Source organism: Arthrobacter sp. ISL-69 (assembly GCF_018613775.1).
GTDB lineage: Bacteria > Actinomycetota > Actinomycetes > Actinomycetales > Micrococcaceae > Arthrobacter.
In genome coordinates this window covers 18,599-43,111 of record NZ_JAGGPO010000006.1, presented here as the reverse complement: position 1 = coordinate 43,111, position 24,513 = coordinate 18,599, and the positions used below count along the sequence as shown (strand labels likewise).

Sequence of the window (24,513 nt, the reverse complement as noted above, 5' to 3'; positions counted from 1 at the left end):
GCGAACTAGCCAGGCATGGACGAAACCACGGTTTCGTCGGTGCCTCGCTCTTCTGTGCCGGGCGTCGCGTCCGGTCCGCACGTCATGTCCGCATCGCCGCCTGGCGAGTCGGAGTCCGGTGCCATGCCCCGCGAGGTGGCGAACGCAACGCCTTCGAGGAAGGCCTTTGCCCGTTGCGTCTCGGGGTAGGTTTCCAGGAGACGCCAGAACGCGGCGTTGTGCCCGGCGACCAGCAAGTGCGCCAGCTCGTGGAGCAGCACATAGTCGATAACCCACTGCGGCATGGTCCGCAGCTTGTCCGAGAGCCTGATGGTCCCGTCTGCCGGAGTAGCCGAACCCCAGCGGGAATTCTGGTTGCTGACCCAGCGCACGGACGACGGTGCGGACCGCCCACCAAGGTACTTCGCCGAAAGCCCGGCTGCATGCGACGCGAGGGCTGCATCCGAGGCCGGGCGGCGACGTCCCGCCCCGCGCGAGCGCCGGACCCCCTGCAGCCGGAGTTTCTCCAGCATCCGGTGCACCCATTCACTTTCCTGCGCCTTGCTGAAATGCGCCGGGATGGCGACCACGGCTGTGCCGTTCTCCCAAAACGCTGCCACGGTCCGGCGGCGGCGCGCGGAACGCCGCACAACGACGGGTGCTCCGTCGGGAGTGGTCAGCGGAATCGCTTGGGGTTTCGCTCCCCCGGCCATCAGGCGCTGGTGCTTTCAATGAGTACTTCAAGCACGGCTTCGCCATACTTTTCCAGCTTGGACGGACCAATTCCGGCCAGCTGGGCCAGTTCTTCGAGGGTTGCGGGCCGCGCCTCCGCAATCGCCGTCAGCGTCGCATCGGTAAACACCACGAACGCCGGCACTTCGGCGGCCAGGGCCACGTCCTTCCGCCACTGGCGCAGTGCCTCGAACGTCTGTTCCTCGTAGCTCGGCGGGCATTGGCTGCAGCGGCCTACCTTCCGTTCGGCACCGGTGGACAGCATGCTTCCGCAGACCCGGCACATCGCAGGGGCGGCCGCCTTCCGCCGCGGGGCGGGGCCCTTGCCGCGCGCCGTCGAGCTGGCCACAGAGTCCGGCCTTAGGCCGTCCAGGAAACGCGAGGGCTTCCGGTTGGCCCTCCCGCCGGGGGTCCGGGCCAAGGACCAGGACAAAGAGAGGTGCTCGCGCGCCCTGGTGATGCCCACGTAGAGCAGGCGGCGTTCCTCGTCCACGTCTTCCGGGGAGTCCGCGAACGAGATCGGCATGAGGCCCTCGCAGAGCCCCACGAGGAAGACGGCATCCCATTCAAGGCCCTTGGCAGCATGCAGTGACGCCAGGGTAACGCCCTGCACGGTGGGGGCGTGCTGGGCCAGAGAACGTTCCTGCAGTTCATTGACAAAGTCCGAGAGGGTGAACTGTGGCCCGCGGCTCAGCACCAGCTCATCAGCCAGCGCAACCAGCGCGGCCAGCGATTCCCAGCGCTCGCGCAGCGCCCCGCCGCTATGCGGGGCGGATTCCGTGTAGCCAAGGGACGCCACAATGTCCCGGACCAGCTGCCCGAGGGGATCGGGGGCCGAGGTTTCGGCGGCGGCCCGGGTGGCTGCCCGGAGCTGGAGGATTGCATCCCGGACTTCCTTGCGGGCGAAGAACCGCTCTCCTCCGCGCAGCTGATAGCCGATCCCGGCCGAGGCCAGTGCCTGTTCATATGCCTCGGACTGTCCGTTGGTGCGGAACAGCACGGCGATCTCGCTGGCCGGTGTTCCGGCGTCGAGCAGTTCCCGGATCTTGATCGCTACTGTGGCTGCCTCGGCCTCATCATCGGCGCATTCGGTGAACTGCGGCTGCGGGCCGGGCTGCCGTTGTGCGACCAGTTTGAGCGGCGCCGCCCATGCCGCGTCCGCGACCGGCCCTCCGCTGCGCCGTCCGGCGAGGAGGTCATTCGCGAGCTTGACCACCTGCGGTGTGGAGCGGTAGTCCCGGATCAGCTTGACGACGTTGGCGCCGGGGTACATGGCCTTGAAACCCAGCAGGTGCTTCGGCGATGCACCGGTGAACGAGTAAATCGTCTGGCTGGCGTCACCCACGACGCAGAGTTCATCACGGCCGCCGAGCCAGAGTTCCAGGAGCCGCTGCTGCAGCGGCGAAACGTCCTGGTATTCGTCCACCACAAAGTGCCGGTACTGTTCGCGGACAGTGGCTGCCACTTTCGGGTCCTCCTGCAGGATCCCCACGGTGATCAGCAGGACGTCCTCGAAGTCGATGACGTTGCGGTCGGTCTTCACGTCCTCATAGGACTGGAACACCCGGGCCACGGCCGTGAGGTCGAATCCGCCGGGGTTGCCGCGGTCCTGCGCGTTCTCGAGGTAGTTCGCGGGCGTCAGCATGGACACCTTGGCCCACTCGATCTCCGAGGCGAGGTCCCTGATGGACGCGCGGTCCGTGCTGAGCCTCAGGCGACGGGCAGCTTCGGCGATCATCTGCGCCTTGTGGTCGAGGAGGTTCGGCAGGGCGCCGCCGACGGCCTGGGGCCAGAAGAACTGAAGCTGCCGCAGGGCTGCGGCGTGGAAGGTCCGCGCCTGGACATTGCCCACGCCGAGGTCACGGAGCCGGCTCCGCATCTCGGCGGCGGCGCGGGAGGTGAAAGTCACGGCCAGCAGCCGCTGCGGACTGTAAACGCCTGAGTGAACGCCGTAGGCGATCCGGTGGGTGATGGCGCGCGTCTTGCCCGTGCCTGCACCGGCAAGCACGCACAGGGGCCCGTTCAGCGTGCTCGCGACTTCCCGCTGTTCGTCGTCCAGCCCGCCAAGAATGCGGTCTTCCAGGGACCGGTTGTCCGGCGAAGCGGAATCGGCGGGGGCACTGTCACCGGGGGCGGTGCATTCAAAATTGTCAGTTGTCACTTGCTGCTCAGTCGATCGGTGGGGTCAGGTGTTGGGGGTCCGCTGTGCGCGAGGAGGTCATTCGTCGGCGGGCCGGTCCTGGATGACGCCGCCGTACCAGTGCTCAATCAGTGACCGGGCAATGGAGAGCCGGCTGGAGATGACGATTTCCCCGCTCAGCACGGCTTCCTGGAGTTCCGCGCGGCTGAACCATCGCGCCCGGGTGACTTCCACGCCGTCGGGCGTTGCCTCGGTATCGGGTGTCCTCGCCGTGAACCCGAGCATCAGGGAGGCCGGAAACGGCCATGACTGCGAACCAAGGTACTGGGTTGCCGTAATCCGGACGCCCACTTCCTCCTGGATCTCGCGGACGACGGCCTGCTCAAGCGACTCGCCCGGCTCCACGAAGCCGGCCAGTGTGGAGTAGTTCTTTGCATCGAGTGGCCCGCCGCCGCCGAGCAGCAGCCGGTCATCAGGGCCGACGACCGTCACGATGATGGCGGGGTCGGTCCGGGGGTAATGTTCGGAATTGTCCGCCGGGCACCTGCGGACCCACCCGCCGGCCTCAACGAGCGTCGCCGCTCCGCACCGAGGACAGTGCACGTGGGTGGCATGCCAGTTGGCGATCGCACTGGCTTCGACAAAGAGGGCCGTGTCGGTGGCATTCAGGCGGGCAGCAACGTCGCGGAACCCCGTCCACACGGCGTCCGCGGGAATTCCGGCGATGCCGCGTTCAAACTGCTCCGCCCGGACCTCAAAAGGTTCTTCGAGGACAAAGAGGACGATGTCCGTACCTTCATCCACGTCCGAGCTGCCCAGCGCGGAACCGAGGTAGATGATCATTGCCGGCGGCAGTCCGGCCTCGCCAAGGTTCTCCGCGAGGCCGGCGGCTTCCGTCAGCAGCAGGCTGTCGCCGCATACCAGGGCCTGCCGGTGCGAGATGACCATGGCCAGCGCCCGCCCGGAGCTGACAACGGATTCGACCATGCCCGGTTTCATCCGGACGCCGGAGCCGCGGTCAACCAGCGCGGGACGGACCGGAAGGACCGTGTCCATCAGGTGGTTTGCCGGGAGCCGCTTCAACGGGGCCGCACTGCCCGGTGCCGCCTTTTCAGCTGCCTTATTTTGTTCTGCCTTATTTTGGGCTGCCGGGGACTCCGCAAGACTCATGTACCCACCGTACTGACTCCCGCAGACAAATGACATTTGCTCCGGCCGCCGCAGATGCCCCGGGAAGCCGTTCTTCGGCGTCGTCGGCACCGTAACTTGCAAGGTAAATCATCCCGATCCGGAGACTCGCCGTAGTACATCGCCGTCTTGGGCGCCAGTCAATCTACCGTGGATGCGTGAGAAGAAAACCGATCGAACTGGCAGCTGTAGCAACTGCGGCAGTCCCCGGACTGACGCCCACCGCCGTGAGCTCGGCTCCCGACGATCCGGCGGACTTCGATTCGGCACTTCTCCTGGACTCCGAGGGCAAGCAGTGGCGGGTCCGTTCGCCGCGCCACGCAGAGGCAAGCGCCCGGCTGGAAACGGAGTTTATGGTCCTTCGTGCCTTTGCCCCGGGAGTCAGGGCCGAGCTGCCCTTCCTCATGCCCACAGTGGCAGGCACGGTGCGGCAGGGTGCACTCAGCACGTTCGTTTATTCACACCTGGCCGGAACCACGCGCAGCGTCGAAGAGCTGACAGCCGGTTCGGAAGGACTGGCGAAGGAGATTGGCGCCGCTCTGGCTGCCATTCACGACCTCCCCCAGGCCCTTGTCAGCAATGCCGACCTCCCCAGCTACACCCCCAATGAGTTCCGGCAGCGGAGGCTCAACGAACTCGACCAGGCCGCGACCACCGGAAAGATCCCCCCTGTGCTGCTGCGCCGGTGGGAACATGCCCTGGAGGACGTCTCGCTGTGGCGCTTCAATCCCTGCGTGGTCCATGGCGACCTGCACGAGGACAACCTCCTGGTGGAGGGCGAACGCGTGACAGCCGTGACCGGGTGGACCGATTTGCGCATCGGGGATCCGGCCGACGACATGGCCTGGCTGGTCGCCTCCAACGAGCAAAGCTTCGTCGACTCGGTACTCCGCCACTACACGTCGAGCCGCAGGGACGCACCGGACGCCCATCTGCTGCGCCGCGCAGCCCTCTCCGCCGAATTTGCGCTGGCCCAGTACCTGGTGAAGGGCCTGGCTGCCGGGGACCAGGCAATGATCGCCGAAGCTGAAGACATGCTCGCCTCGCTGGCTGAAGACATCACGGAGCACGGCGGACAGCCCATCAGCGTGGAACCTTTGCCGCAAACTGTCCCGGCCGTGCACGTGGAACCGGTCCCGCAGGATGAAAACGCGGGTACCACCGGTGTGCCCTCTGCAGCGCTTGCCGCAGAGCAGATTTCGGGGTTGTCCGGCGCCCCGTCGGCGGATGCCATGCCGTCGGTGCACGTGACACCGATCCCGGTCGATGCCGTCCCGGCCCCGCCGAGCCGAGAGTCAGGGGCTCCCGGGAACGCTGAACGCGGCGCCCCGGCCGAAAGGTCCGGCGAAGTCGATGCGGTCCAGGAAGCAGGCGGGGACAGCGGAACCGCCCACGCGGCCGACGGAGGAAACCGGATCACTCCCCCGGCCGCGCTTTCAGCGGATGACACGTCCACGGCGGCCCTCAAGATTGTGGACGCAAAGTCCCACTAGCCGAAGGGGATGCCTTGGCCATGGCGGTGGTTCCCGCAAGGGCCGCTGTCACGATGTCCTCCAGCTGCTCCGCCGTGCCAAGGTCGTGGGGGCGGACCACCTGGTTTTCACCGACGTAGTAGAACGCTGCCCGGACGTTGTCGAGCGGGACTCCCTTAAGTCTGGCCCAGGCAAGACGGTAGACCGCCAGTTGGACGGCCTTCACCTTCAGCTGTCCCGCGGCGGGGCGACGGCCGGTTTTCCAGTCCACCAGGTCCCAGCCGCCGTCGGCGTCCCGGAACACGGCATCGATCCGGCCGCGCACCACGACGTCACCGATGCGTGTCTCCACCGGAACCTCGACATGGGCCGGCGCGCGGTGAGCCCACTCCGAGTTCCGGAATGTCTCCACCATCGAGTCCAGCCCGTAGGCCTCATCAATGTGGTTGTCCGAACCGGGTGCCTCGTCCAGCTCCAGCATGCCTGCGGTGCCGAAGTATTCCTCCACCCAGGCGTGGAATGCCGTGCCTTTGCGTGCCGACATCCCCGGCTCCCTGGGAACGGGCCGGCGCAGCCGCGCCAGCACGGATCCCGGATCGTCGCCCAGATCCACAAAGGTTGACGCGGAAATATGGCCGGGCAGGTGGACATCCTGCACGGTGGCCCGCCGGAAGCGGCGTTCCAGCAACAGGGCGGCTTCGTGGGCCCAATTGGAGGCGACGCTGCGAAGCTGCCGGGTTTCCTGCCCGGCGGCCGCCGCTTTGGCGTCACCCGTTCCTTCGGCGTCACCCGCGGCTTCCGCGGCCAAGGTTCCGCGGACCCGCGCGGCAGCCAGTTCCATGGCTGCCCGCCGCCCCGGGACCAGCCTGAGCCTGGTCCCGGTGCGTGGATCGGCGGGCCCCTCCAGCGGGTCATACGGCCATAGCGCCAGTTCGAGGTCCTGGGTCAAAGGACTTTCGGCCGGCAGCGATGCCTCCTCCACTGAGGCGGCATGCACGACGGCGGCGAGCTCCAGCGGTTCTTCCGCCAGCCCTTCAGCGGGCAAAGCTTCCCCGGGGCCTGTTGAGCCGGCACCCGTGTGGCCGACCCCGGCGAGGGGCGCCAGCTCGGACAGGAACGGCGACATGTCCGCCATTCCGGCCCGGGATCCGACCCAGGCCGCGCTGGAGACCCACAGCACGAATTTCGCCCGGGTGTAGGCAACATAGGCGAGCCGGCGTTCCTCTGCCTCGCCGTGAACCTGGACGTCCGCTTTGAAGTCCTTCTCCGCGTCCAACCAGCCTTTTTGATCCGGCTGGTCCAGGTCCCACTGCGGCAGATCGGCGTGGTCCCCGCGCAGCGGCCAGGGCAGGGCGGCGCTGCCGCTGCTCCAGCGCGAATCCCGGCTGCTGGGAAACGCACCGGCGTTGAGCCCCGGAACGAACACAACATCCCACTCCAGGCCCTTGGACGCGTGCACGGTCAGCAGCTGGACGGCTTCATGGTTTACGTCCGGGGCGGCGACGTCCAGGCCGCCCTCCTCCGCAGCCGCGGCCTCCAGCCAGGCCAGGAAAGCCAGGACGTCAACACGGTGCGAGGTGTGGAGGAACCCTGCCGCGGCATCCTGGAATGCATCCAGGTTCCGTCGGGCCTGATGGATGCTGATGCCGGGACGGGCCGCCACTTCGATGTCAAGGAGCATGGCCCGCTCCACTTCGCCCAGCAGTGTGGTGAGGTCGTCACCCATAAAACCCCGGAGCTGCCGGAGTTCTGAAGAGAGGGCGTGCAGCCGGTCCAACGCCTGCGTGCTCAGCGCCCGGCCATGGGCCGACGTCCAGCCTTCCCGCGGCAGCCAGTCCAGCGCTTCCACGAGGCTCGGCGAATCGGTGATGTCGCTCTCGATAACGGCCGTATCGGCGTCGTCGGCTTCATCCCCGTCTGCATCCGGGCGGCCGCGGCGCCGCGCGAGGAATGAAGACCAGTCCCGGAAGGCCATGAGGTCGGAGGGACCTATTCGCCAGCGTGCCCCGGCCAGCAGCCGCATGAGGGAGTCCGAACGGCCCGGATCCGCCAGGACCCGCAGGGTAGCGACGAGATCCACGATCTCGGGGGTGTCCAGGAGCCCGCCCAGGCCCACAATCTCGTAGGGGATACCGCGTACCTCGAACTCACGCCGGATGCATTCCATCTGTGCACGCCGGCGGCAAAGGACTGCCATGGCCGGAGGAATCCGGTCTTCGCCGGCGGTGTCCTCGAAGTCCGTGACGCGGTAGCGCAAAACGTCCGCCGCGATGGCTTTGGCTTCGTCCTCGTCCGTCGCGAAGCGCCCGATGACGACCTTCCCCTGGGCCGCTGCGGGGCTTGGCTGCAGCGGCGGGACCTCCACAGAATCACCAGACTCGCGCTCCCCCGCCGGACCGGTCCGGGCGGCAGCGGCGCTCAGCGGCGCTGAGATGACGTTGGCCGCGGACAGGATGTTCCGCCCGTTGCGCCAGGCAGTTGTGAGGTACGACGTTGGCGCCACCGCGAAAGGACCGCGGGACTGCCCTTCACCGTGCCCGGTTCCCGCCGGACCGGCATCCGCGGCGTCGGCTCCGTTCCCTGTTTCGCCCAGCAGAACCGGGAATTCCCGGACGAAGTGGAAGAGCTGGCCGGCTGAGGCACCCCGGAAGCCGTAGATCGACTGGTTGGGATCTCCCACGGCCGTCACGGCGTGGCCGCCGCCGAAGAGCCTGGAGAACAGGACGAGCTGGGCATGCGAGGTGTCCTGGAATTCGTCCAGGAGGACCACCTTGAACCGCTGGCGTTCCACTTCGGCGGCCAACGGGATCTCGCTGGCGACCCGCGCGGCGAGGGCCACGAGGTCGCCGAAGTCCAACGCGCCGCGGACCCGTTTGGCTTCCGCGTACCGGCCCACCATTTCGGCGACGCTGGCCCGCGTGCGCAGCATCGCGCCAAGTTCCCCGGCGGCCTGTGTCGGGTTCTTTTTGGCCCCGGCCATGTAGGGCAGGGCTTCAAATTCGGCGACGCGGTCCATCAGCCAGCCCTGAACCTCGCGGGGATCCCGCAGGTGTTCAGCGCACTCGCCCGCGAGCTGGATGACTGCTTTCACGAGGGTGGATTTGGCAGCGCGGAAGTGCTCGTACTCGCCGTCGAAAGCCTCCACGACTTCGCTGGCCAGCTGCCACGCCTGCGCTCCGCCCAGGAGCACAACATCACGTTCGACGCCCAGGCGGAGCCCGTAGTCGGACACGATGCCGCTGGCGTAGGAGTGATACGTGGAAACCTTGGGTTCCAAGGCATCCTCGGTGAGCAGGCCTGCCGGAAAAATCGTGTGGTGCGTGTCCTCCGCGGCAATGCGTTGGAGGGCCGCCAGTTTGGCCCGGATCCGGCTGGCCAGCTCACCGGCAGCCTTCCGCGTGAACGTGACACCCAGGACTTCTTCCGGCCGGACCCAACCGTTGGCAACGAGCCACACAACGCGGTCTGCCATCGTGGCGGTCTTGCCGGATCCTGCCCCGGCAATCACCAGCCGCGGAGTAAGTGGCGAGGAGATAATGGCGGACTGCTCAGCGGTGGGACTGTTGCGTTCGCCCAGCATGGCAGTCAGCTCTTCCGGGGAAAAACGGGGGGCCGGGACGTCGTGGGACGTCGTCATTCAGTTACCTGCTTTCCGCGCGGACAAAGGGGACAGACCTCGGGCAGCCGGCAGCCATGGCCGCCGTGGCCTGACTTTGCCGGATCATGGCGCGCCTCGAAATGGCTGCCGGACATGAGCTGCGCGGCCTCGTCCACCATATCGAGCGCCCAGTTGCCGGCGCCGTCCAACGGCTCCTGGACCTGGATGCCGGGGCTCTTGTTGCTGGTGCCAAGCTGGGCCAATACAGCCCCTCCCGGCTGAACACCGCCGGCCGGTGTGCCCGGCTCAGTGAACCCGCCGGCCAGCACCGCGGCCTGGTAGGCGCCCAGCTGGGGATGGCGGGACAGCTCGGCCTTGGACGGCTGGCGCTTGCCCGTTTTGAGGTCCACGATCACCAGGCGTCCTTCGGAATCGATCTCCAGCCGGTCAACCTGTCCGCGGAGTACCGAGAACCTCACCGCGGGTTCAGCGTCTGCTCCTGCCGGCGCTTCCGTGCCGGGCTGCGGGTCATCGACGATGTCCGGCAGCTTCACTTCGAAGTCCCGTTCGACGCCGACAAGGCTCCTGCCTTCACTGCGCATGACGAGGATGTACTGGGCCAGCTTCCGGACCATGGCTTCGGCCCGCTGGAAATCCAGCTTGCCTTCCCAGTTGTCCTTCATGCCGAGCGTCGGCCACCGCCGGACGAGTTCCGCCACGTATTCGGCCCCCGAAGCATCCGGCAGGTCCTGGGCGATGGCATGGACCAGGGTCCCCAGGCTCCTCGCGAAGTCGGTGGCGGCTTCCCCGCCGGCAGCCTGGATGAACCAGTCAAGGGGCGACTTTTGGACGGTTTCCACCTTGGACGGTGAGACGAACACGGTCCCTCCGGGCGGCACAATCCGCTCCCCGGAAGAGAGCGGCGCAAGCCCCCACCATGAATCGGGATGGGCACCGGGTACGGACGGTTCGACTGCGGCAAGGCCGGCAAGCACCCTGGCGGCTTCGACCGATTCGGCAGCGTACCTGCCGTCCAGCTGGGCGTACTGACGGAGTTCGGCCACGAGGGCGCGGAGGGTCTGCGGCCGTTCCACGGGGGTGAACATCCGACGGTCCTGCCCGGGATGCAGCGGTGCAACGTAGTCGAGGAAAGAGGAGGGCTGCTCGTCCTCTGATGAGACGGCGGTGCAGATCAGCACTTCACGGGCCCGGGAGACGGCCGTGGAAAAGCTGCGGAGTTCGTCATAGCGGATCTCGCGCAACCTGCTGATGGGCCCAAGCTGCAGGGCGTGGTCCACGCCGTGCTCCACGGCGTCGGCGAACAGCGTGCTGCCGAGGAGCTCCCCCCGGAGCCTGGTGTTGGGCCAGACTCCTTCCTGCAACCCCGCAACAATGACAACGGGCCATTCGCGTCCTGCTGCACTCGCGGGCGTCATGAGTTCCACGGCGTCCTCCAGCTGTGCCCGGGCCGCCAGGGTGTCCATGGGCAGCTCCTGGCTGAGCAAATACTCAAGGAACTGGTCCGGTCCTGAACCCGGCAACTGGTCCACATAGCGTTCGGCTGTGTGGAACAGGGCCATCATGGCGTCCAGGTCGCGGTCTGCCCTGGCCCCTGACGCTCCACCTGCCAATGCCGCTTCAGTCCACCGCCCGGCCAGCCCCGTGGAGTGCCAGAGCGCCCACAGCACGGTTTCCGCGTTTCCGCCCGGTTCGCGCGCAGCCGCCTGCCCGGCCTGGATCATCCGGGCGACACGGCGGGCAGAGTGGCCCTCGACCCCCATGGTGGCCAGGGCGCCCGGCTCGAGCAGCGATTCGACGAGCAGGGCGTCGCTGGTGCGGCCTCCGCCGCCGAGGATCTCCTCGCGGCGCAGCGACTGCCGTAGCCTGCGCAATTCGATGGACGTCGCTCCGCCGATTCGGGAGGTCAGCAGCGAGACTGCGGATTCCGGCGTCAGGACCGCGGGATCCAATGCCACGGCATAGGCGTCCAGCAAGGGCCGGACTGCCACTTCGTCGCGGACGGCCGATTCGGCCACGGGAACGCGCACGGGGATGCCGTGGCCGGCCAGGTGCCGCTGCAGCTGATTCAGCTGCCCGCCGTTCCGAACGATCACGGCGATGTCGCCCAGCTCCCGGCCGTGGTTCAGGTGCGCATCCAGAATGCGCTGCGCCACATACCGCAGTTCGTGGACCGGGGATGGAAGGATGTGGCCCTCTACAATGCCGTCTTCGGCGGCATGGGCCCGAGCCGGTCCCCCTTGCGCTTCCGCTGTGCCTGCACTTTCCAGCCGGCGGGCTGACTGGCCGCCTGCCCGCTGCGAGATTCGTCCTGCAACGGACAGCCACGCCTCGGCAACGGCGGGACGATGGCGGTGGGTCACCCAGAGCGGCCTCTCCAGGACTGTGTCCTTGCCGTCCCCGTCCCCCGGGCCGGCGTCGGCGATGCCAGCAGGGGCAAGGAGGTGCGGCAACTCAGCCGTGAGATCGGGCCTGGCTCCGCGGAACCCCTGGACCACTGTGTCAGGCGACGACGTCACGTACATGTCCTTGCCCGCCGCGATGTCCGCCAGCAGCTCGAACACAGCCGGGTTTGCTTCCTGGATGTCGTCAACGAGGATCAGCTGCAGGCGGTCCCGCTCGGCGGCCAGGAATTCCGGGGCGTCCTGGAAAATCTGGCGGGCCGCCGTGATGATCCCGGCGGGGTCGAAAGCCTCCGGCATCCGCAGGTCCAGCACGTCCCGGTACTCGGCGTACAGCGCGGCGGCCGCAATCCAGTCCGGGCGGCTGCACTGCTGCGCCAAGGCCACAAGGTCATCAGGTGTCCGGCCGGATTCGATGATCCGGTCAAAGAGCTGGCGTACCTCCTGGCGAAAACCGCGGGTTTCCAGCGCGGCCCCCAGATCATCCGGCCATGGCAGCTCCAGGCCCGGCAGGGCGTGGCCTTCGAGAAGTTCCTTGATAATAAGGTCCTGTTCGGGTCCCGAGAGAAGCCGCGGCGGCCGTGGCAGGGGCAGGATGCCTTCGGCTTTGGCTCGCCGGATCAGATCGAAAGCGTAGGAGGCCCAGGTGCGGGCCGGCGTGGTGCTGAGGCTCCTGTTGAGCCGGGCGGTGAAGCGGTCCCGGAGGGAATCGGCGGCAAGCCGGCTTGGCGCCAGGACCAGCATCCGTTCCGGATCCACGCCGTCGCGCTCGGCCCTGCGTACGGCAGCTTCGATGAGTACGGTGGACTTCCCTGTCCCCGGGGCTCCGGGAACCAGGACGGGGCCGGATCCGTGCGGCACATCCACGGCCGCCTGCTGGTCGGGTGACAGTACCGGCACCACGCTGTGGACCTGCCGGGGAGGCAGGAGCCTCAGGCCGGCGGCTGATCCCGCGTGCCGTGCCGCCGTCAGCTGTGCTGTTTGCTGGAGTGGATGTTTGGCCGGCTGCCGGGCTGGTGGCTGGCCTGCCCGGATTCCGGAAGAGTCGAAGGTAACTGTCACACAGTCATTTCATCATCCGGCGCCGACATTTTATGGAGCCGCCGCTCCAGCCTCTCGGCAATTGCGTCGATGAGGTCAAAATCACCGTCTTCGGGGGCCCAGCGGGCAGCCATAAGGTCCACGCGCCAACGTCCTTCGCCGGTCCGGAGGAAGTCCTGGTAACGGCCAACGAGCGGGGTCCCTTCGCGGACGTAGAACCGCAGGGCCTCGGCCTCGAGCCCCTGTGGTGCCTCGCCGTTCGCCCTCAAAACGCGCCACCACGTAACGCCGCTGCCATGGTGGCTCATCACGGACCCGACCTGCCGTGCACCGCCGGAGCCGAGGAGCTCAGCGACATCCCCGTAGGCAACCGCGGCCCCCGGAGGGACGAGCTCAACCAGGGCGAGCACCGCCTCGACATACTCCGTGCGCATGAATCCAGCTTAACGGTTCCCCCAGATGCCCGGGCCGCTGGGCGCCGGGGCCCGATCGCACGCTGGGCCGCAGTCCCTGTGGGAGGCGGGCGGCACACCAGCGGCTTAGCACAAAACTGTCTGTGGCAGCAGGTAGTTTTGAAACATGAGCTCCTCGATCACCAGCACCATCTCGAACACCAGCATCTCTAACACCACCGCCACCTGGGACAAACGGCCCCGGGCAGCCTTCGATCTGGAAACCACCGGCCGCAACTCGCGTGCCGCCCGGATCGTCACCGCGTCCGTCACTGTGGTGGATGCCGAGGGCAGTGTCGTCAAGGAGCATGAGTGGCTCGCGGATCCCGGCGTCGAAATCCCCGCGGAAGCCAGCGAAGTCCATGGTGTGACCACCGAAAAGGCAAGGCAGGAGGGCCGTCCGGCCGCGGAGGTCACCCGCGAACTGGCCGCGGTGCTGCAGGGCCTGTTCGACGACGGTGTTCCCGTGATCGCTTTCAACGCCAGCTATGACTTCACCGTTCTGGCTGCCGAGTCGGCCAGGTACGGCATTCCGCAGCTGAACCGCTTCCCGGTTCTGGATCCCTACATCATGAACAAACAGGTGGACCGGTACCGTAAGGGCAAAAGGACGCTGACCGCCCTTTGCGAGGAGTACAACGTCAACCTCGATAACGCCCACACGTCCGCTGCGGACGCCCTCGCCACGCTCCGGATGCTGGACGCCATGGCCGGAAAGTTTCCCAAGCTCCGGATGCCTGCGGGCCAGCTGCACCAGCTGCAGGTCGGCTGGGCAGCAACCCAGGCCGCGGACTTCCAGACCTACCTCCGCAAGACCAAGCCCGCCGCCGTGATCGAAGGCGACTGGCCGGTGCTCCCGCCTGAAGACGCCAGCAGGGGCGACTTCTAGCCGCACAACCCGCAGCAGGACCTCAGCGGGAATGGCCCCATTGCTTGGCGCTCTGGGATGAGGATCACACGCTTCATGGGGCTCGCAGGATTCCAAGGCTGGCCAGCGCAATTTTCCATGTCGCCGTGAGACCGCACCAGCAACAACCCAGGTGAGCCCGGCGGCAATATAGTGCAGCTCTTCAGGCCTAACGCCGAACATTATGCGGAAGTGACTCGCCACTGGCTTCGCTGACATAATTAAGTTCAAAAGCGTGCTTGTGCTATGCCCTGCCCGAGGCCAACCTCCTGAGGATAAATGATCACAGTTACTGACCTTCGAAAGGTCTACCGCCAGGGGAAAAAGGAAGTGGTGGCCCTCGACGGCGTCACCCTTTCCGTTCCCAAAGGTTCCATTCACGGAATCATTGGCCATTCCGGCGCCGGAAAGTCGACCCTGGTACGTTGCCTCACGCTGTTGGATCGTCCGACAGCCGGGTCAGTCAGCATTGACGGCACAGAACTCAGCTCCGTCAGGGACTCCGAAATACGTGCGGCACGACGCCGCATCGGCATGGTTTTCCAGCATGCCAACCTCATGGATTCCCGCACTGCCGCGGGCAATGTGGCGCACCCCCTGGAGCTCGTCAAGACGCCGAAGGACAAGATCCGGTCCAAGGTTGCGGAACTGCTGTCCCTCGTGGGCCTCGAAGGATTCGAAAACGCATACCCTTCCCAGCTTTCCGGTGGCCAGCGCCAGCGCGTGGGCATTGCCCGCGCCTTGGCCGCCGACCCCGACGTCCTGCTGTGTGACGAACCCACTTCTGCCCTGGACCCGGCGACCACGGACGAAATCCTCGACCTCATCCAGGACCTCACCAGGCGCCTGCAGCTCACCGTGCTCATCATCACGCACGAGATGAACGTTGTTAAGCGTGTCTGCGACTCGGTATCGCTGCTGGCCAAGGGCCGCATCATCGAGCACGGGGCGCTGCAGGACGTGGCGGGCGATCTGGAGAGCAAACTGGCCAAAGCGCTCCTCCCGCTGCCGGCATCAGAGCCGCTGCATGGCGCACTCCAGGGCGGACCCGTCCTGGAAATCCTGTTCGCCGGTGACAACGCCAAGGAACCTGTCCTTACCGGCGTTGCGCGGCACTTCGACATCGACCTCAATGTCCTGGCAGGCAGCGTCGAGACACTGGGCGGCCAGCAGTTCGGGCACCTGCGCGTCCAGCTCGCCGAGAATGCGGACTACGATGCCGTCCTCGCCTACCTCCACCAGCGAGGAATAGGGGCGAAGCTGGCCGAGACCAAAACAGCACCCGGCGATGCTGCTGAACTGAACGACGTGACGGGAAGGACCTCATGAACGACATCTTCAGCAACCCCGTCCTGGCCAAAGCCCTCCCCGAAGCAATCATTGAAACCCTGCAGATGGTCGGAATCTCGGCCTTCTTTACGGTGCTGGTGGGGCTGCCCCTCGGCGTCTTCCTGCACGTAACGACTCCGGGCGGTCTCCGTCCAATGCCCGTCACTAACCGGATCATGAGCGACGTCATCGTCAACATCACCCGGTCCATCCCGTTCGCAATCCTGATGGTGGCGCTGATTCCGCTGGCCCGCCTGCTCACCGGCACGAGCCTCGGCCCTATCGCGGCGTCGGTCTCGCTGTCCATCGGCACCATCCCGTTCTTCGCCCGCCTGGTGGAAACCTGTCTCCGGGACGTCCATCACGGGAAGATCGACGCCGCCCAGGTCATGGGTTCCACCAAAATGCAGGTGATCAACAAAGTGATGCTGCGCGAATCGCTTCCCGCCCTCGTTGCGGCCACCACCACAACCGTGGTCACGCTGGTCGGATACTCGGCCATGGCGGGCCTTGTGGGCGGCGGAGGACTCGGGAAGCTGGCGTACAACTACGGCTTCCAGCGATTCGATGTCACGGTCATGATCGTGACCATCGTCTTGATCATCGTCCTTGTACAGGTCATCCAACTGGTGGGCGAATGGATCTCCCGCAGCCTGGACCACCGCTAAGCCAACCACCACCGATAGGCCGTCATCCAACGGCCCACGGCAATCTTCACCGCAGCAGGTAGCCGCCGGCTGCATCTATGCCGGAGACGGCGCCGGGCGCAAGCCCGCCGTCGAACTCCCAGCAATTCGAAAGGAACGCATCAGATGCGTAAATCACTCTCCCTTCTGGCCACCGGTATTGCCGCCGCACTGGCGCTGACGGCCTGCGGCGGTTCGTCCAGCCCCAGCGCCGACGTCAAGACCCTTGACCCCGCCAATCCTGTGACCCTGTCCGTCGGTGCCAGCCCGGTGCCGCAGGCAAAGATCCTGGAGTTCATCAATCAGGACCTCGCCCCGAAGGCCGGCTTGAAGCTGGACATCAAGGAGATCGAGGACTACCAGACGCCGAACACCGCACTGAGCGACGGCTCGCTGGACACGAACTACTACCAGCACCTTCCCTGGTACGAAGACCAGGTGAAGACCAAGGGCTACAAGTTCGGCCACGGCGAAGGCGTCCACATCGAGCCGTACGCCGCGTTCTCCGAAAAGGTCAAGGACATCAAGGACGTTCAGGACGGCGCCAAGGTTGCCATCACGAACGACCCGTCCAACCAGGTCCGGGCGCTCAAGGTCCTCCAGGTGGCCGGGCTCGTGAAGGACATCAAGGAAGATACCTCCGTGCTGACCCTCACCGACGAGCAGAACCCCAAGAAGCTCAAGTTCTCCGAAAACCAGCCCGAACTGCTGATCAACGACCTCAAGGACCCTTCGGTGGACCTTGCGCTGATCAACGGCAACTTCATCCTCAAGGCAGGCCTGAGCACCAAGGACGCCCTCGCTGTGGAGTCCGTGGAAAACAACCCGTACGCGAACTTCCTGGCCTGGCGCGAGGATTCCAAGGATGACGTCCGGATCAAGAAGCTCGACGAACTCCTGCACTCCCCCGAGGTCAAGGCCTTCATCGAAAAGGAATGGCCGAACGGTGACGTGACGGTGGCCTTCTAAGCCTGCTACACCCGGGCGTGAACAGACCCGCCTTAAACACTGATGGCACCCGCCGCTGCGGGTGCCATCAGTGTTTAAGCAGCAGTGCCGTCGTCCGGCTGCGTGCGCCTTAGCGGGCGGCGGGCACGGCTGCCGATGCGGCGGCCCTGGCTGCGGCGGGAAGTGCGTCGAAGATCCGGTTCATGGCCGCGTCGTCGTGGGCCGCGGAAAGGAACCAGGCTTCAAAGACCGACGGCGGCAGGTAGACGCTGGAGTCCAGCATGGAGTGGAAGAACGGCGCATAACGGAACACTTCCTGGCCCTGGGCATCCTCATAGTTGTGGACGCCGCGGGCCGAGGTGCCGAAGGCCACCGAGAACAGGTTGCCTGCCCGCTGGATGGAGTGGTCCACGCCGGCTGCGTCCAGCGCCGAGGACAGCGCAGCGGACAACTCCAGCGAGCGGGCGTCGATGAACGAGTACACCTCGGGGGTGGCATGGGTCAGCGTGGCGACGCCGGCAGCCATGGCCACCGGGTTTCCGGACAGCGTCCCCGCCTGGTAAACAGGGCCCAGCGGCGCCAGGTAGTCCATGATGTCGGCCCGGCCGCCGAGGGCCGCCGTCGGCATGCCGCCGCCGATCACCTTGCCGAACGTCAGCAGGTCCGGCGTCCACGGCTCGGCGGCGTCTGCCGCGCCGCCGGTGAGGCCCCAGTAGCCCGAGTAGCCGGTGCGGAAGCCCGTGAGGACTTCGTCCACGATGAGCAGGGCGCCGTGTGCGCGGGTGATCCGCGAAAGGCCGGCGTTGAACCCCTCGCCGGGCGTGACCACACCCATGTTGGCCGGGGCCGCCTCCGTAATGACGGCGGCGATGTTGCTGCCGTGCGCGGCGCACGCGGCTTCCACGGCGGCGAGGTCGTTGTAGGGCAGCACCAGGGTTTCGGCAGCGGTGGCCGCGGTGACTCCGGCGGAGCCGGGCAGGGCCAGGGTGGCCACGCCTGACCCGGCCGCGGCCAGGAGTCCGTCGAGGTGGCCGTGGTAGCAGCCGGCAAACTTGATGACCAGGTCGCGTCCGGTGAAGCCGCGGGCCAGGCGGATGGCGGTCATGGTGGCTTCGGTGCCCGTGGACACCATCCGGACGCGTTCGGCGGCAGGCACGCGTTCCTTGACGATCGCGGCCAGGTTGGCTTCGTCCGGCGTCGATGCGCCGAAGGAGAGTCCGCGGTCCACGGCGGCGTGGACTGCTTCGAGCACGGCCGGGTGGGCGTGGCCCAGCAGCGCGGGACCCCAGGAGCACACCAGGTCCACGTACTCGGCGCCGTCGGCATCCGTCAGGTACGGGCCCTTGGCGGACACCATGAACCGCGGGGTCCCGCCCACGGAGCCAAAGGCCCGGACGGGTGAGTTGACGCCGCCCGGCATGAGCTGGCGTGCACGGTCGAAGAGTTCCTCATTGCGAGGAGAGCTGGGAGTCATGGTTCCTATTCTTTCAGTTTGCGGGATCGTGCCCGGACAGGAGTTCTGCCACCCGGGGTGCCACCACGGTGCCGAAGAGTTCGATGCAGCGCATCATGGCGGCGTGCGGAAGCGTGCCGTTGCCGTATTTGAGGTCGAAGCGGTCGACGCCCAGGTTGCGTTTCAGCAGGACGATCTTCTGCGCCACGGTCTCGGGCGACCCCACATACAGGGCACCTTCTTGTCCGCACATGGCATCGAACTCCGCCCTGCTGGCCGGACCCCAGCCGCGCTCGGCACCGATCCGGTTGCGCTGCGCCAGCCAGTGCGGGAAGAGCTCCTCGCGGGCCGCCTCGTCCGTGTCGGCGATGTGGCCGGGCGAATGGGTGGCGATCTGCTGCATCGGATGGCCGTACTTGGCCATCGCCTCGCGGTACAGGTTGACGAGCGGGGCAAAGGATCGGGGCTGGCCGCCGATGATGGCGAAGATGATCGGGTAGCCGTACTCGGCGCACCGGAGCACGGATTCCGGGGTGCCGCCAACTCCGATCCAGGCCGGCAGCAGGTGGTGCTCCAGCGGCGGATAGACGCTCAGCCCGCTGATGGGCGGGCGGGTCCGCCCCTCCCAATGGACCGGCTTCTGGGTGCGGACCTTGTCGAAGAGCTCCAGTTTTTCCTCGAACAGGACCTCGTAGTCCGCCAGGTCCAGGCCGAACAGCGGAAAGGATTCAATGAAGGAGCCGCGCCCCAGCATGACTTCGGCGCGGCCTTCAGAAATGGCATCAACGGTGGAGAAACGCTGGAAGACGCGGACGGGGTCATCGGAGCTGAGCACGGTCACGGCGGATCCGAGCCTGATGTGCTTGGTCCTGGCCGCGGCGGCGGCCAGGAACACCTCCGGGGCCGAGACGGCGAAGTCCCGGCGGTGGTGCTCCCCCACGCCAAAGGCGTGGAGTCCGACGTCGTCCGCCAGCTCCGCCTGCTCCAGCAGCTGCCGCAGCACCTGCGCATGCGGCACCGGGTGCCCGTCCGGGTATACGCCGACGTCGCCGAAGGTGTTCAGGCCCAGCAGGACCTTCCCCGGCCCGACGGGCGCTGTGGGGCTGGCGCCCGGGGTGGCCACGGCGGCGGTGTCGGCTGCGGCCGCTGGGGCTGCCGAACTCCCGGTTCCCGGGAGGGACGCCTCGCTCATCATGACTCCTTCAGCCAGCCGGCAAGCTCGGACGCCCAGTAGGTCAGGACCATGTTGGCGCCGGCGCGCTTGATGCCCAGGACCGATTCGGTGATGGCCGAGCGGCGGTCGATCCAGCCGTTGGCGGCAGCCGCTTCGATCATGGAGTACTCCCCCGAGATCTGGTAGGCGGCGACCGGAACGGTGCTCATTGCCGCGACGTCCGCGAGGATGTCGAGGTAGCTCATGGCGGGTTTGACCATCACCAGGTCCGCGCCTTCGGCCAGGTCCAGCTCCACCTCGAGGATGGCTTCGCGGCGGTTGGCGGCGTCCATCTGGTAGGTGCGGCGGTCTCCCTTGAGCTGCGAATCCACGGCTTCCCGGAACGGGCCATAAAACGCTGACGCGTATTTGGCGGCGTAGGCCACCACGGCCGTGTTGGTGTGCCCCGCGTCTTCCAGCGCCTGCCGGATCACGCCGATCTGGCCGTCCATCATGCCGGACGGTCCAAGCATGTGCGCGCCCGCGTCCGCCTGTGCCACGGCCATCGCGGCGTAGATTTCCAGCGTTGCGTCGTTGTCCACGTAGCCGTCGGCGTCGAGAACGCCGCAGTGCCCGTGGTCGGTGAATTCGTCCAGGCAGACATCGCTCATGACCACGAGTTCGTCGCCCACTTCGGCGCGGACGTCGCGGATTGCCTTGTTGAGCACGCCATCGGGGTCCAGGGAAGCGGTGCCGCGTGCATCGCGTTCGGCCGGAATGCCGAAGAGCATGATGCCGCCGACGCCCAGCTCCACGGCCTCGGCCGCCGCCCGCTTGAGGGAATCAGTGGTGTGCTGCACCACGCCGGGCATGGAGGCGATCGGATTGGGTTCCGTGAGCCCCTCGCGGATGAAGGCGGGAAGGATCAGCTCCGGAGCCGCCAGCCGGTGTTCGGCCGTCATCCGGCGCATGGCCGGGGTGGTGCGGAGCCGGCGGGGGCGGTGGGTCGGGAAGCTCATGGTCTGTCCTTCGCGTAGTTCTCGGGGGCGGGCGGTGTTGATGCGGAGTGTTTTGGAGCCAGCGCCTCGATGACGGCGGACACCAGGCCGGACGTGGTGGGTTGCTCGGCGACGGCGGCAACCGGCAGTCCCAGCCGCTCCGCCTCCGCCGCCGTTGAACGCCCGATCGCCACGAACCGGCAGTCGCCCAGCGGCGAGAGGCCGCCATGGATGCGCTGCGCGGCGCTGGGTGAAGCGGCGACGACGGCGTGGAGCCGCCCGGCGGCAAGCTCGGTTTTCGCTTCGGACGGGGTAAGCACCTCAGCCAGGGGCGGCTCAACGGCAGCGCCGCCGTCCGGACTGAAGCTGCGGGCCGGATCCGCCGGATAGTCCACGGTGTGGTACGCGGTGACGGCCTGAACACTGGCACCCAGTGACTCCAGACCTTCGGCCAGCCTGCCGTCCGCGATGTCCGCCTGCGGCAGGAACACGCTGCCGTGGCCCTGCGGCCAGATGTCGAGGAGGCCTACACCGGATTGGAGCCTGGCCGGGGCCAGGTCGACGGGGATTCCCCGTGCTTCCAGTTCATGGCGCGTGGCAGGACCGATCGTGGCGACCCGGACCGTTCCGGGGAGCCACTGGCTCAGTGTGACGCCCCGGTCCCGGGCAAGTTCTTCGAGTGCCTGGACGGTGGTGACGCTGCTGATGACGAGCCAGCTGTACGCGCCCGCGCCGAGGGCGTCAAAGGCGACTTCCAGGGAATGCTGGTCGCGGGCGCGTTCGAAGTCGATGAGCGGAAGCAGCAGCGGTTCGGCGCCGGTTTCCCGCAGGGCGGCGACCAGGGACGCGGCCCGGTCCGGGCTCCGCGTGACCAGGACGCGGGCGCCCTCGAGCACCCGCAGGCCTGGCTGGCCCTCCGTGCGGCGGGCGCTGCGCCGTCCCATCATGTGCCGGGGTCCGCCGGTTCAGGACGCGGCAAGGTCCGCGATGTCGGCGGCTCCGGCCGCCAGCAGCACCTCGGCCAGCTCGATGCCCAGAAGCGTGGCGCCCACCTCGGTGAGGCCGTCCGTGGCCCGTTTGTCGCGGACCGAGGCCTTGCCGTCAACGGCGCAGACCACTGCCTCCAGGTAGAGCATGCTTCCCTTGCGGAAGGCGTAGGCTCCGACCGGGGCGGCGCAGCCGGCCTCGAGCCGTGCCAGCAGCGCGCGCTCGGCTGTTACCGCCAGCCGGGTGTCCGTGTCATCCAGGGCCGCGAGGGCCTGGGCCAGCGGCCCCTGGGAGCCCTCGGTGGATCCGGTCTTCCGCGGTGCATCAGCGGTCCGGCACTCGATGGCGAGCGACCCTTGGCCGGCGGCCGGAAGCATCACGTCTGTTTCAAGGTATTCGCTGACGGCGTCCAGGCGGCTGATGCGTTCCAGTCCGGCGGCCGCCAGAACGACGGCATCGAGGTCACAGGATTTTCCTGCCACCACGGCATCGGTGGCGTTGCCCGGCAGGCCGGGAACGCGACCGAGGCGGGTGTCCACGTTGCCGCGGATGTCCACGATGTCCAGGTCCGGGCGGGCAGCCCGAAGCTGCGCTGCACGGCGCGGGGAGCCGGTTCCCACCCGGGCGCCCTGCGGGAGGTCGGCGAGCTTGAAGCCGTCGCGCGCGCAGAGCACATCCCGGACGTCAACGCGCTTCGGCGTCGCAGCCAGGGTCAGTCCCGGCGCGGCTCCGGTGGGCAGATCCTTCAGCGAGTGCACGGCAACGTCGCACTGGTCACGCAGGAGGGCGTCGCGCAGCGCCGCTACGAACACGCCCGTGCCGCCCATCTGCGACAGCGAGCCTGTCAGGACGTCGCCGTCGGTCCTGATGTGGACCAGTTCCACCGGGAAGCCGCCGATTGCGGCCAGTTGGTCAGCTGTCTGCTGGGTCTGGGTGAGCGCCAGCTTGCTGGCGCGCGTCCCGATACGGACGGTCACAGGGCTTCCTGTCCCGCCGCCGGTGCAGCCGGGCGGGCCGGCGAGTCCGAGGCGTAATCGTCGTGGCCGGTGCCCACGGTGGCGTCGGCTCCCGCGATGGTGGGCTTCTCGCCCCGGAAGTTGGAGCAGCAGCCCGGACGGCAAACGTCGTACCAGGGGCCCAGACCGGTCACGTGGGGCCGGTCGGCGATGTTGTTCGCGGCAGTGCGCTCACAGATCAGGTCCACAATGCCGCCCACGAACTTACTGTGCGTGCCGGGCGTGGGGACCCGGGTTGCGGCGATGCCGAAGTTCCGGCAGGTCTCCAGCGCTTCGGTGTCCAGGTCCCAGACAACCTCCATGTGGTCGCTCACGAAGCCCAGGGGGACGATCACGATTCCCTTGACGCCCTGGCCGGCGAGTTCCTCGATGGCGTCGTTGATGTCCGGTTCGAGCCACGGTACGTGCGGCGCACCGGAGCGCGACTGGTACACAAGCGACCACGGTGCGGTCAGCCCGGATTGTTTCTCGACCCGGCGGATGACCTCGGCGCCGTTCGCCAGATGCTGGGCAACATAGGCCGAATCTTCAGCGAACTGGCGCGGCTCACCCTCGGAACGTCCGGCGGCTTCAGCGTCGCGCGTCGGAATGGAGTGTGTGGCGAACAGGATGTGGACCGGCGCGTCCGGCGTGCCGGCTGCGGCCAGCTGGGCGCGGACGTCGGCAAGCCCGGCGGCGGTGCTGTCCACGAAGGGCTCCACGAAGCCCGGGTGGTCGAAGTACTGGCGGACCTTGTCCACTTCCAGTTTCCCGTCCAGGCCGGTCTCGGTCAGTGCCATGCCGATGTCTTCGCGGTACTGGCGGCAGCTGGAGTAGCAGGAGTAGGCACTCGTGGTGACCATCAGCACCTTGCGGTGGCCGGCGTCGTACACGTCCTGCAGGGTCTGCGGGATATACGGATCCCAGTTGCGGTTGCCCCAGAACACGGGGAGCTCGATGCCGCGGGCTGAGAGCTCCGCTTCGATTCCCGCCTTGAGGTCGCGGTTTTGCTGGTTGATGGGGCTGATGCCGCCGTTGGCGCGGTAGTGGTGCGAGACCTCTTCGAGCCGTTCATCCGGAATTCCGCGTCCACGGGTGACGTTGCGGAGGAACGGGATGACGTCGTCCTGGCCTTCGGGGCCGCCGAAGGAGGCGAGGAGGACGGCGTCGTACTCCTTCGGAGCCATTCGGCCGGTTTCGGTGACGGGGTTGACGGCAGTCACCGCGGCCCGGGACTCAAGGGCACTCATGCAAGGACCTCCGCGATCTCGGCCGCGGTGACCCGGCGGCCTGTGTAGAACGGGATTTCTTCACGGACGTGGTGGCGGGCCTCGGTGGCGCGCAGGTGGCGCATCAGGTCTACGAGGTCCACCAGTTCGGGGGCCTCCAGGCCGAGGATCCACTCCCAGTCGCCCAGGGCGAATGAGGACACCGTGTTCGAGATGACCTGCGGGAATTCGCGGCCCAGCATGCCGTGGTCGCGAAGCATGGCGCCGCGCTCGGCGTCCGGCAGCAGGTACCACTCGTACGAGCGCACGAACGGGTAGACGCAGAGCCATTCGGCGGGTGCCACGCCTCGGGAGAAAGCCGGCGTGTGGTTCTTCGCGAATTCCGCTTCGCGGTGCACACCCATGGCGGACCAGACGATCTCCGTGCCGGCAAAGAGCTTGCTGCGGCGGACGTCGCGGACCGCCTGCTGCAGGGCCTCGGGCTTGGGACCGTGGAGCCACACCATGATGTCCGCATCCGCACGCATGGCCGAGACATCATAGCTTCCCCGGAGGACCACACCGGCCCCTGCCAGGCGGGCGATCAGCGCATCAAAGTCCTCGGCAGCATCGGCGCTGCGCAGGACGTCGGCGGAGCGCTTGAACACGGTCCAGAGGGTGAAGAACTGCTCGGCTGATTCTTCGGTTTTAGTGACAGATTCGGCAGATGTGTGGCTCATAGCTACCAGTCTGCCCCTTCCATGCAGCTAAGTCGAAACCGAGCACTTCTACAACGTGTAGAAGTGCTTAATTTCACATTACGACCG

At 67.2% G+C, this 24,513-nt stretch carries 18 protein-coding genes; 5 read left to right on the top strand and 13 right to left on the bottom strand.

The features are described 5' to 3' along the window. Positions 1-5: 5 nt before the first annotated feature. From J7I79_RS03185 to nudC, 3 genes are read right to left on the bottom strand one after another with little or no spacing between them, the layout of a single operon-like run. The gene (locus J7I79_RS03185; protein WP_251042332.1) at positions 6-692 is read right to left on the bottom strand and encodes a M48 family metallopeptidase; all 687 of its coding nucleotides are present in this window, start codon (positions 690-692) and stop codon (positions 6-8) included. Then, entirely contained in the window at positions 692-2,872 is a 2,181-nt protein-coding gene (locus J7I79_RS03180; protein WP_396020156.1) for an ATP-dependent DNA helicase UvrD2, read from the bottom strand. The genes J7I79_RS03185 and J7I79_RS03180 overlap by 1 nt, the downstream gene beginning before the upstream one ends. Before the next feature lie 57 nt (positions 2,873-2,929). After that, the gene (gene nudC, locus J7I79_RS03175; RefSeq protein WP_214950184.1) at positions 2,930-4,021 is read right to left on the bottom strand and encodes an NAD(+) diphosphatase; all 1,092 of its coding nucleotides are present in this window, start codon (positions 4,019-4,021) and stop codon (positions 2,930-2,932) included. Between the two features lie 176 nt (positions 4,022-4,197). On the opposite strand from nudC, the gene J7I79_RS03170 reads away from it, so the two are divergent. Next, the gene (locus tag J7I79_RS03170) at positions 4,198-5,532 is read left to right on the top strand and encodes a macrolide 2'-phosphotransferase (RefSeq protein WP_214950175.1); all 1,335 of its coding nucleotides are present in this window, start codon (positions 4,198-4,200) and stop codon (positions 5,530-5,532) included. Here J7I79_RS03170 and J7I79_RS03165 read toward each other — a convergent pair. From J7I79_RS03165 to J7I79_RS03155, 3 genes are all read right to left on the bottom strand, one after another. Further along, positions 5,504-9,148 (bottom strand): ATP-dependent DNA helicase, encoded by a 3,645-nt coding sequence (locus J7I79_RS03165; RefSeq protein WP_214950168.1) that lies wholly within the window; start codon positions 9,146-9,148, stop codon positions 5,504-5,506. The genes J7I79_RS03170 and J7I79_RS03165 overlap by 29 nt on opposite strands. Beyond that, a complete protein-coding gene (locus tag J7I79_RS03160) occupies positions 9,145-12,501 on the bottom strand; it encodes an ATP-dependent DNA helicase (RefSeq protein ID WP_214950307.1) in 3,357 nt (1,118 codons plus the stop codon). The genes J7I79_RS03165 and J7I79_RS03160 overlap by 4 nt, the downstream gene beginning before the upstream one ends. 86 nt (positions 12,502-12,587) lie before the next feature. Beyond that, on the bottom strand, positions 12,588-13,004 hold the full coding sequence (locus J7I79_RS03155; protein ID WP_214950161.1) for an MGMT family protein: 417 nt from the start codon (positions 13,002-13,004) through the stop codon (positions 12,588-12,590). A 145-nt stretch (positions 13,005-13,149) separates the two neighbouring features. Here J7I79_RS03155 and J7I79_RS03150 point away from each other — a divergent pair, with 145 nt between their 5' ends. From J7I79_RS03150 to J7I79_RS03135, 4 genes are all read left to right on the top strand, one after another. Next, positions 13,150-13,911: a 3'-5' exonuclease gene (locus tag J7I79_RS03150; RefSeq protein WP_181038737.1), complete on the top strand. Its 762-nt coding sequence runs from the start codon at positions 13,150-13,152 to the stop codon at positions 13,909-13,911. Positions 13,912-14,208: 297 nt separating this feature from the next. Continuing rightward, complete coding sequence (locus J7I79_RS03145; RefSeq protein ID WP_214950153.1) at positions 14,209-15,258, top strand: methionine ABC transporter ATP-binding protein; 1,050 nt, start codon at positions 14,209-14,211, stop codon at positions 15,256-15,258. After that, positions 15,255-15,926, top strand: a complete 672-nt coding sequence (locus tag J7I79_RS03140) for a methionine ABC transporter permease (protein ID WP_214950146.1) — start codon at positions 15,255-15,257, stop codon at positions 15,924-15,926. Before J7I79_RS03145 ends, J7I79_RS03140 begins: the two co-directional genes overlap by 4 nt. A 144-nt stretch (positions 15,927-16,070) precedes the next feature. Further along, complete coding sequence (locus J7I79_RS03135; RefSeq protein WP_214950144.1) at positions 16,071-16,913, top strand: MetQ/NlpA family ABC transporter substrate-binding protein; 843 nt, start codon at positions 16,071-16,073, stop codon at positions 16,911-16,913. Positions 16,914-17,022: 109 nt separating this feature from the next. Here the strand turns inward: J7I79_RS03135 and hemL are convergent, their stop codons facing one another. Genes hemL through hemQ form a run of 7 tightly spaced genes read right to left on the bottom strand, consistent with a single transcriptional unit; the run spans position 17,023 to position 24,426 of the window. After that, a complete protein-coding gene (gene hemL / locus J7I79_RS03130; RefSeq protein ID WP_214950142.1) occupies positions 17,023-18,366 on the bottom strand; it encodes a glutamate-1-semialdehyde 2,1-aminomutase in 1,344 nt (447 codons plus the stop codon). A 13-nt stretch (positions 18,367-18,379) separates the two neighbouring features. Further along, the gene (locus J7I79_RS03125) at positions 18,380-19,537 is read right to left on the bottom strand and encodes an LLM class flavin-dependent oxidoreductase (protein ID WP_214950140.1); all 1,158 of its coding nucleotides are present in this window, start codon (positions 19,535-19,537) and stop codon (positions 18,380-18,382) included. Then, positions 19,537-20,517 (bottom strand): porphobilinogen synthase, encoded by a 981-nt coding sequence (gene hemB, locus J7I79_RS03120; RefSeq protein WP_214950138.1) that lies wholly within the window; start codon positions 20,515-20,517, stop codon positions 19,537-19,539. The genes J7I79_RS03125 and hemB overlap by 1 nt, the downstream gene beginning before the upstream one ends. Then, positions 20,514-21,443 (bottom strand): uroporphyrinogen-III synthase, encoded by a 930-nt coding sequence (locus J7I79_RS03115; RefSeq protein ID WP_214950137.1) that lies wholly within the window; start codon positions 21,441-21,443, stop codon positions 20,514-20,516. Before J7I79_RS03115 ends, hemB begins: the two co-directional genes overlap by 4 nt. Positions 21,444-21,461: 18 nt before the next feature. Next, on the bottom strand, positions 21,462-22,460 hold the full coding sequence (gene hemC, locus J7I79_RS03110; protein WP_104172199.1) for a hydroxymethylbilane synthase: 999 nt from the start codon (positions 22,458-22,460) through the stop codon (positions 21,462-21,464). Then, positions 22,457-23,728, bottom strand: a complete 1,272-nt coding sequence (locus J7I79_RS03105; protein ID WP_214950135.1) for a ferrochelatase — start codon at positions 23,726-23,728, stop codon at positions 22,457-22,459. Before J7I79_RS03105 ends, hemC begins: the two co-directional genes overlap by 4 nt. Continuing rightward, the gene (gene hemQ / locus J7I79_RS03100; RefSeq protein WP_214950133.1) at positions 23,725-24,426 is read right to left on the bottom strand and encodes a hydrogen peroxide-dependent heme synthase; all 702 of its coding nucleotides are present in this window, start codon (positions 24,424-24,426) and stop codon (positions 23,725-23,727) included. Before hemQ ends, J7I79_RS03105 begins: the two co-directional genes overlap by 4 nt. Positions 24,427-24,513: the final 87 nt, after the last annotated feature.

Coding starts and splice junctions, on each gene's coding strand:
- hemQ (WP_214950133.1), bottom strand. CDS start 24,426: ATGAGCCACACATCTGCCGAATCTGTCACTAAAACCGAAGAATCAGCC.
- J7I79_RS03125 (WP_214950140.1), bottom strand. CDS start 19,537: ATGAGCGAGGCGTCCCTCCCGGGAACCGGGAGTTCGGCAGCCCCAGCG.
- J7I79_RS03185 (WP_251042332.1), bottom strand. CDS start 692: ATGGCCGGGGGAGCGAAACCCCAAGCGATTCCGCTGACCACTCCCGAC.
- hemL (WP_214950142.1), bottom strand. CDS start 18,366: ATGACTCCCAGCTCTCCTCGCAATGAGGAACTCTTCGACCGTGCACGC.
- nudC (WP_214950184.1), bottom strand. CDS start 4,021: ATGAGTCTTGCGGAGTCCCCGGCAGCCCAAAATAAGGCAGAACAAAAT.
- J7I79_RS03155 (WP_214950161.1), bottom strand. CDS start 13,004: ATGCGCACGGAGTATGTCGAGGCGGTGCTCGCCCTGGTTGAGCTCGTC.
- hemB (WP_214950138.1), bottom strand. CDS start 20,517: ATGAGCTTCCCGACCCACCGCCCCCGCCGGCTCCGCACCACCCCGGCC.
- J7I79_RS03115 (WP_214950137.1), bottom strand. CDS start 21,443: ATGATGGGACGGCGCAGCGCCCGCCGCACGGAGGGCCAGCCAGGCCTG.
- J7I79_RS03135 (WP_214950144.1), top strand. CDS start 16,071: ATGCGTAAATCACTCTCCCTTCTGGCCACCGGTATTGCCGCCGCACTG.
- J7I79_RS03150 (WP_181038737.1), top strand. CDS start 13,150: ATGAGCTCCTCGATCACCAGCACCATCTCGAACACCAGCATCTCTAAC.
- J7I79_RS03140 (WP_214950146.1), top strand. CDS start 15,255: ATGAACGACATCTTCAGCAACCCCGTCCTGGCCAAAGCCCTCCCCGAA.
- J7I79_RS03165 (WP_214950168.1), bottom strand. CDS start 9,148: ATGACGACGTCCCACGACGTCCCGGCCCCCCGTTTTTCCCCGGAAGAG.
- J7I79_RS03145 (WP_214950153.1), top strand. CDS start 14,209: ATGATCACAGTTACTGACCTTCGAAAGGTCTACCGCCAGGGGAAAAAG.
- J7I79_RS03105 (WP_214950135.1), bottom strand. CDS start 23,728: ATGAGTGCCCTTGAGTCCCGGGCCGCGGTGACTGCCGTCAACCCCGTC.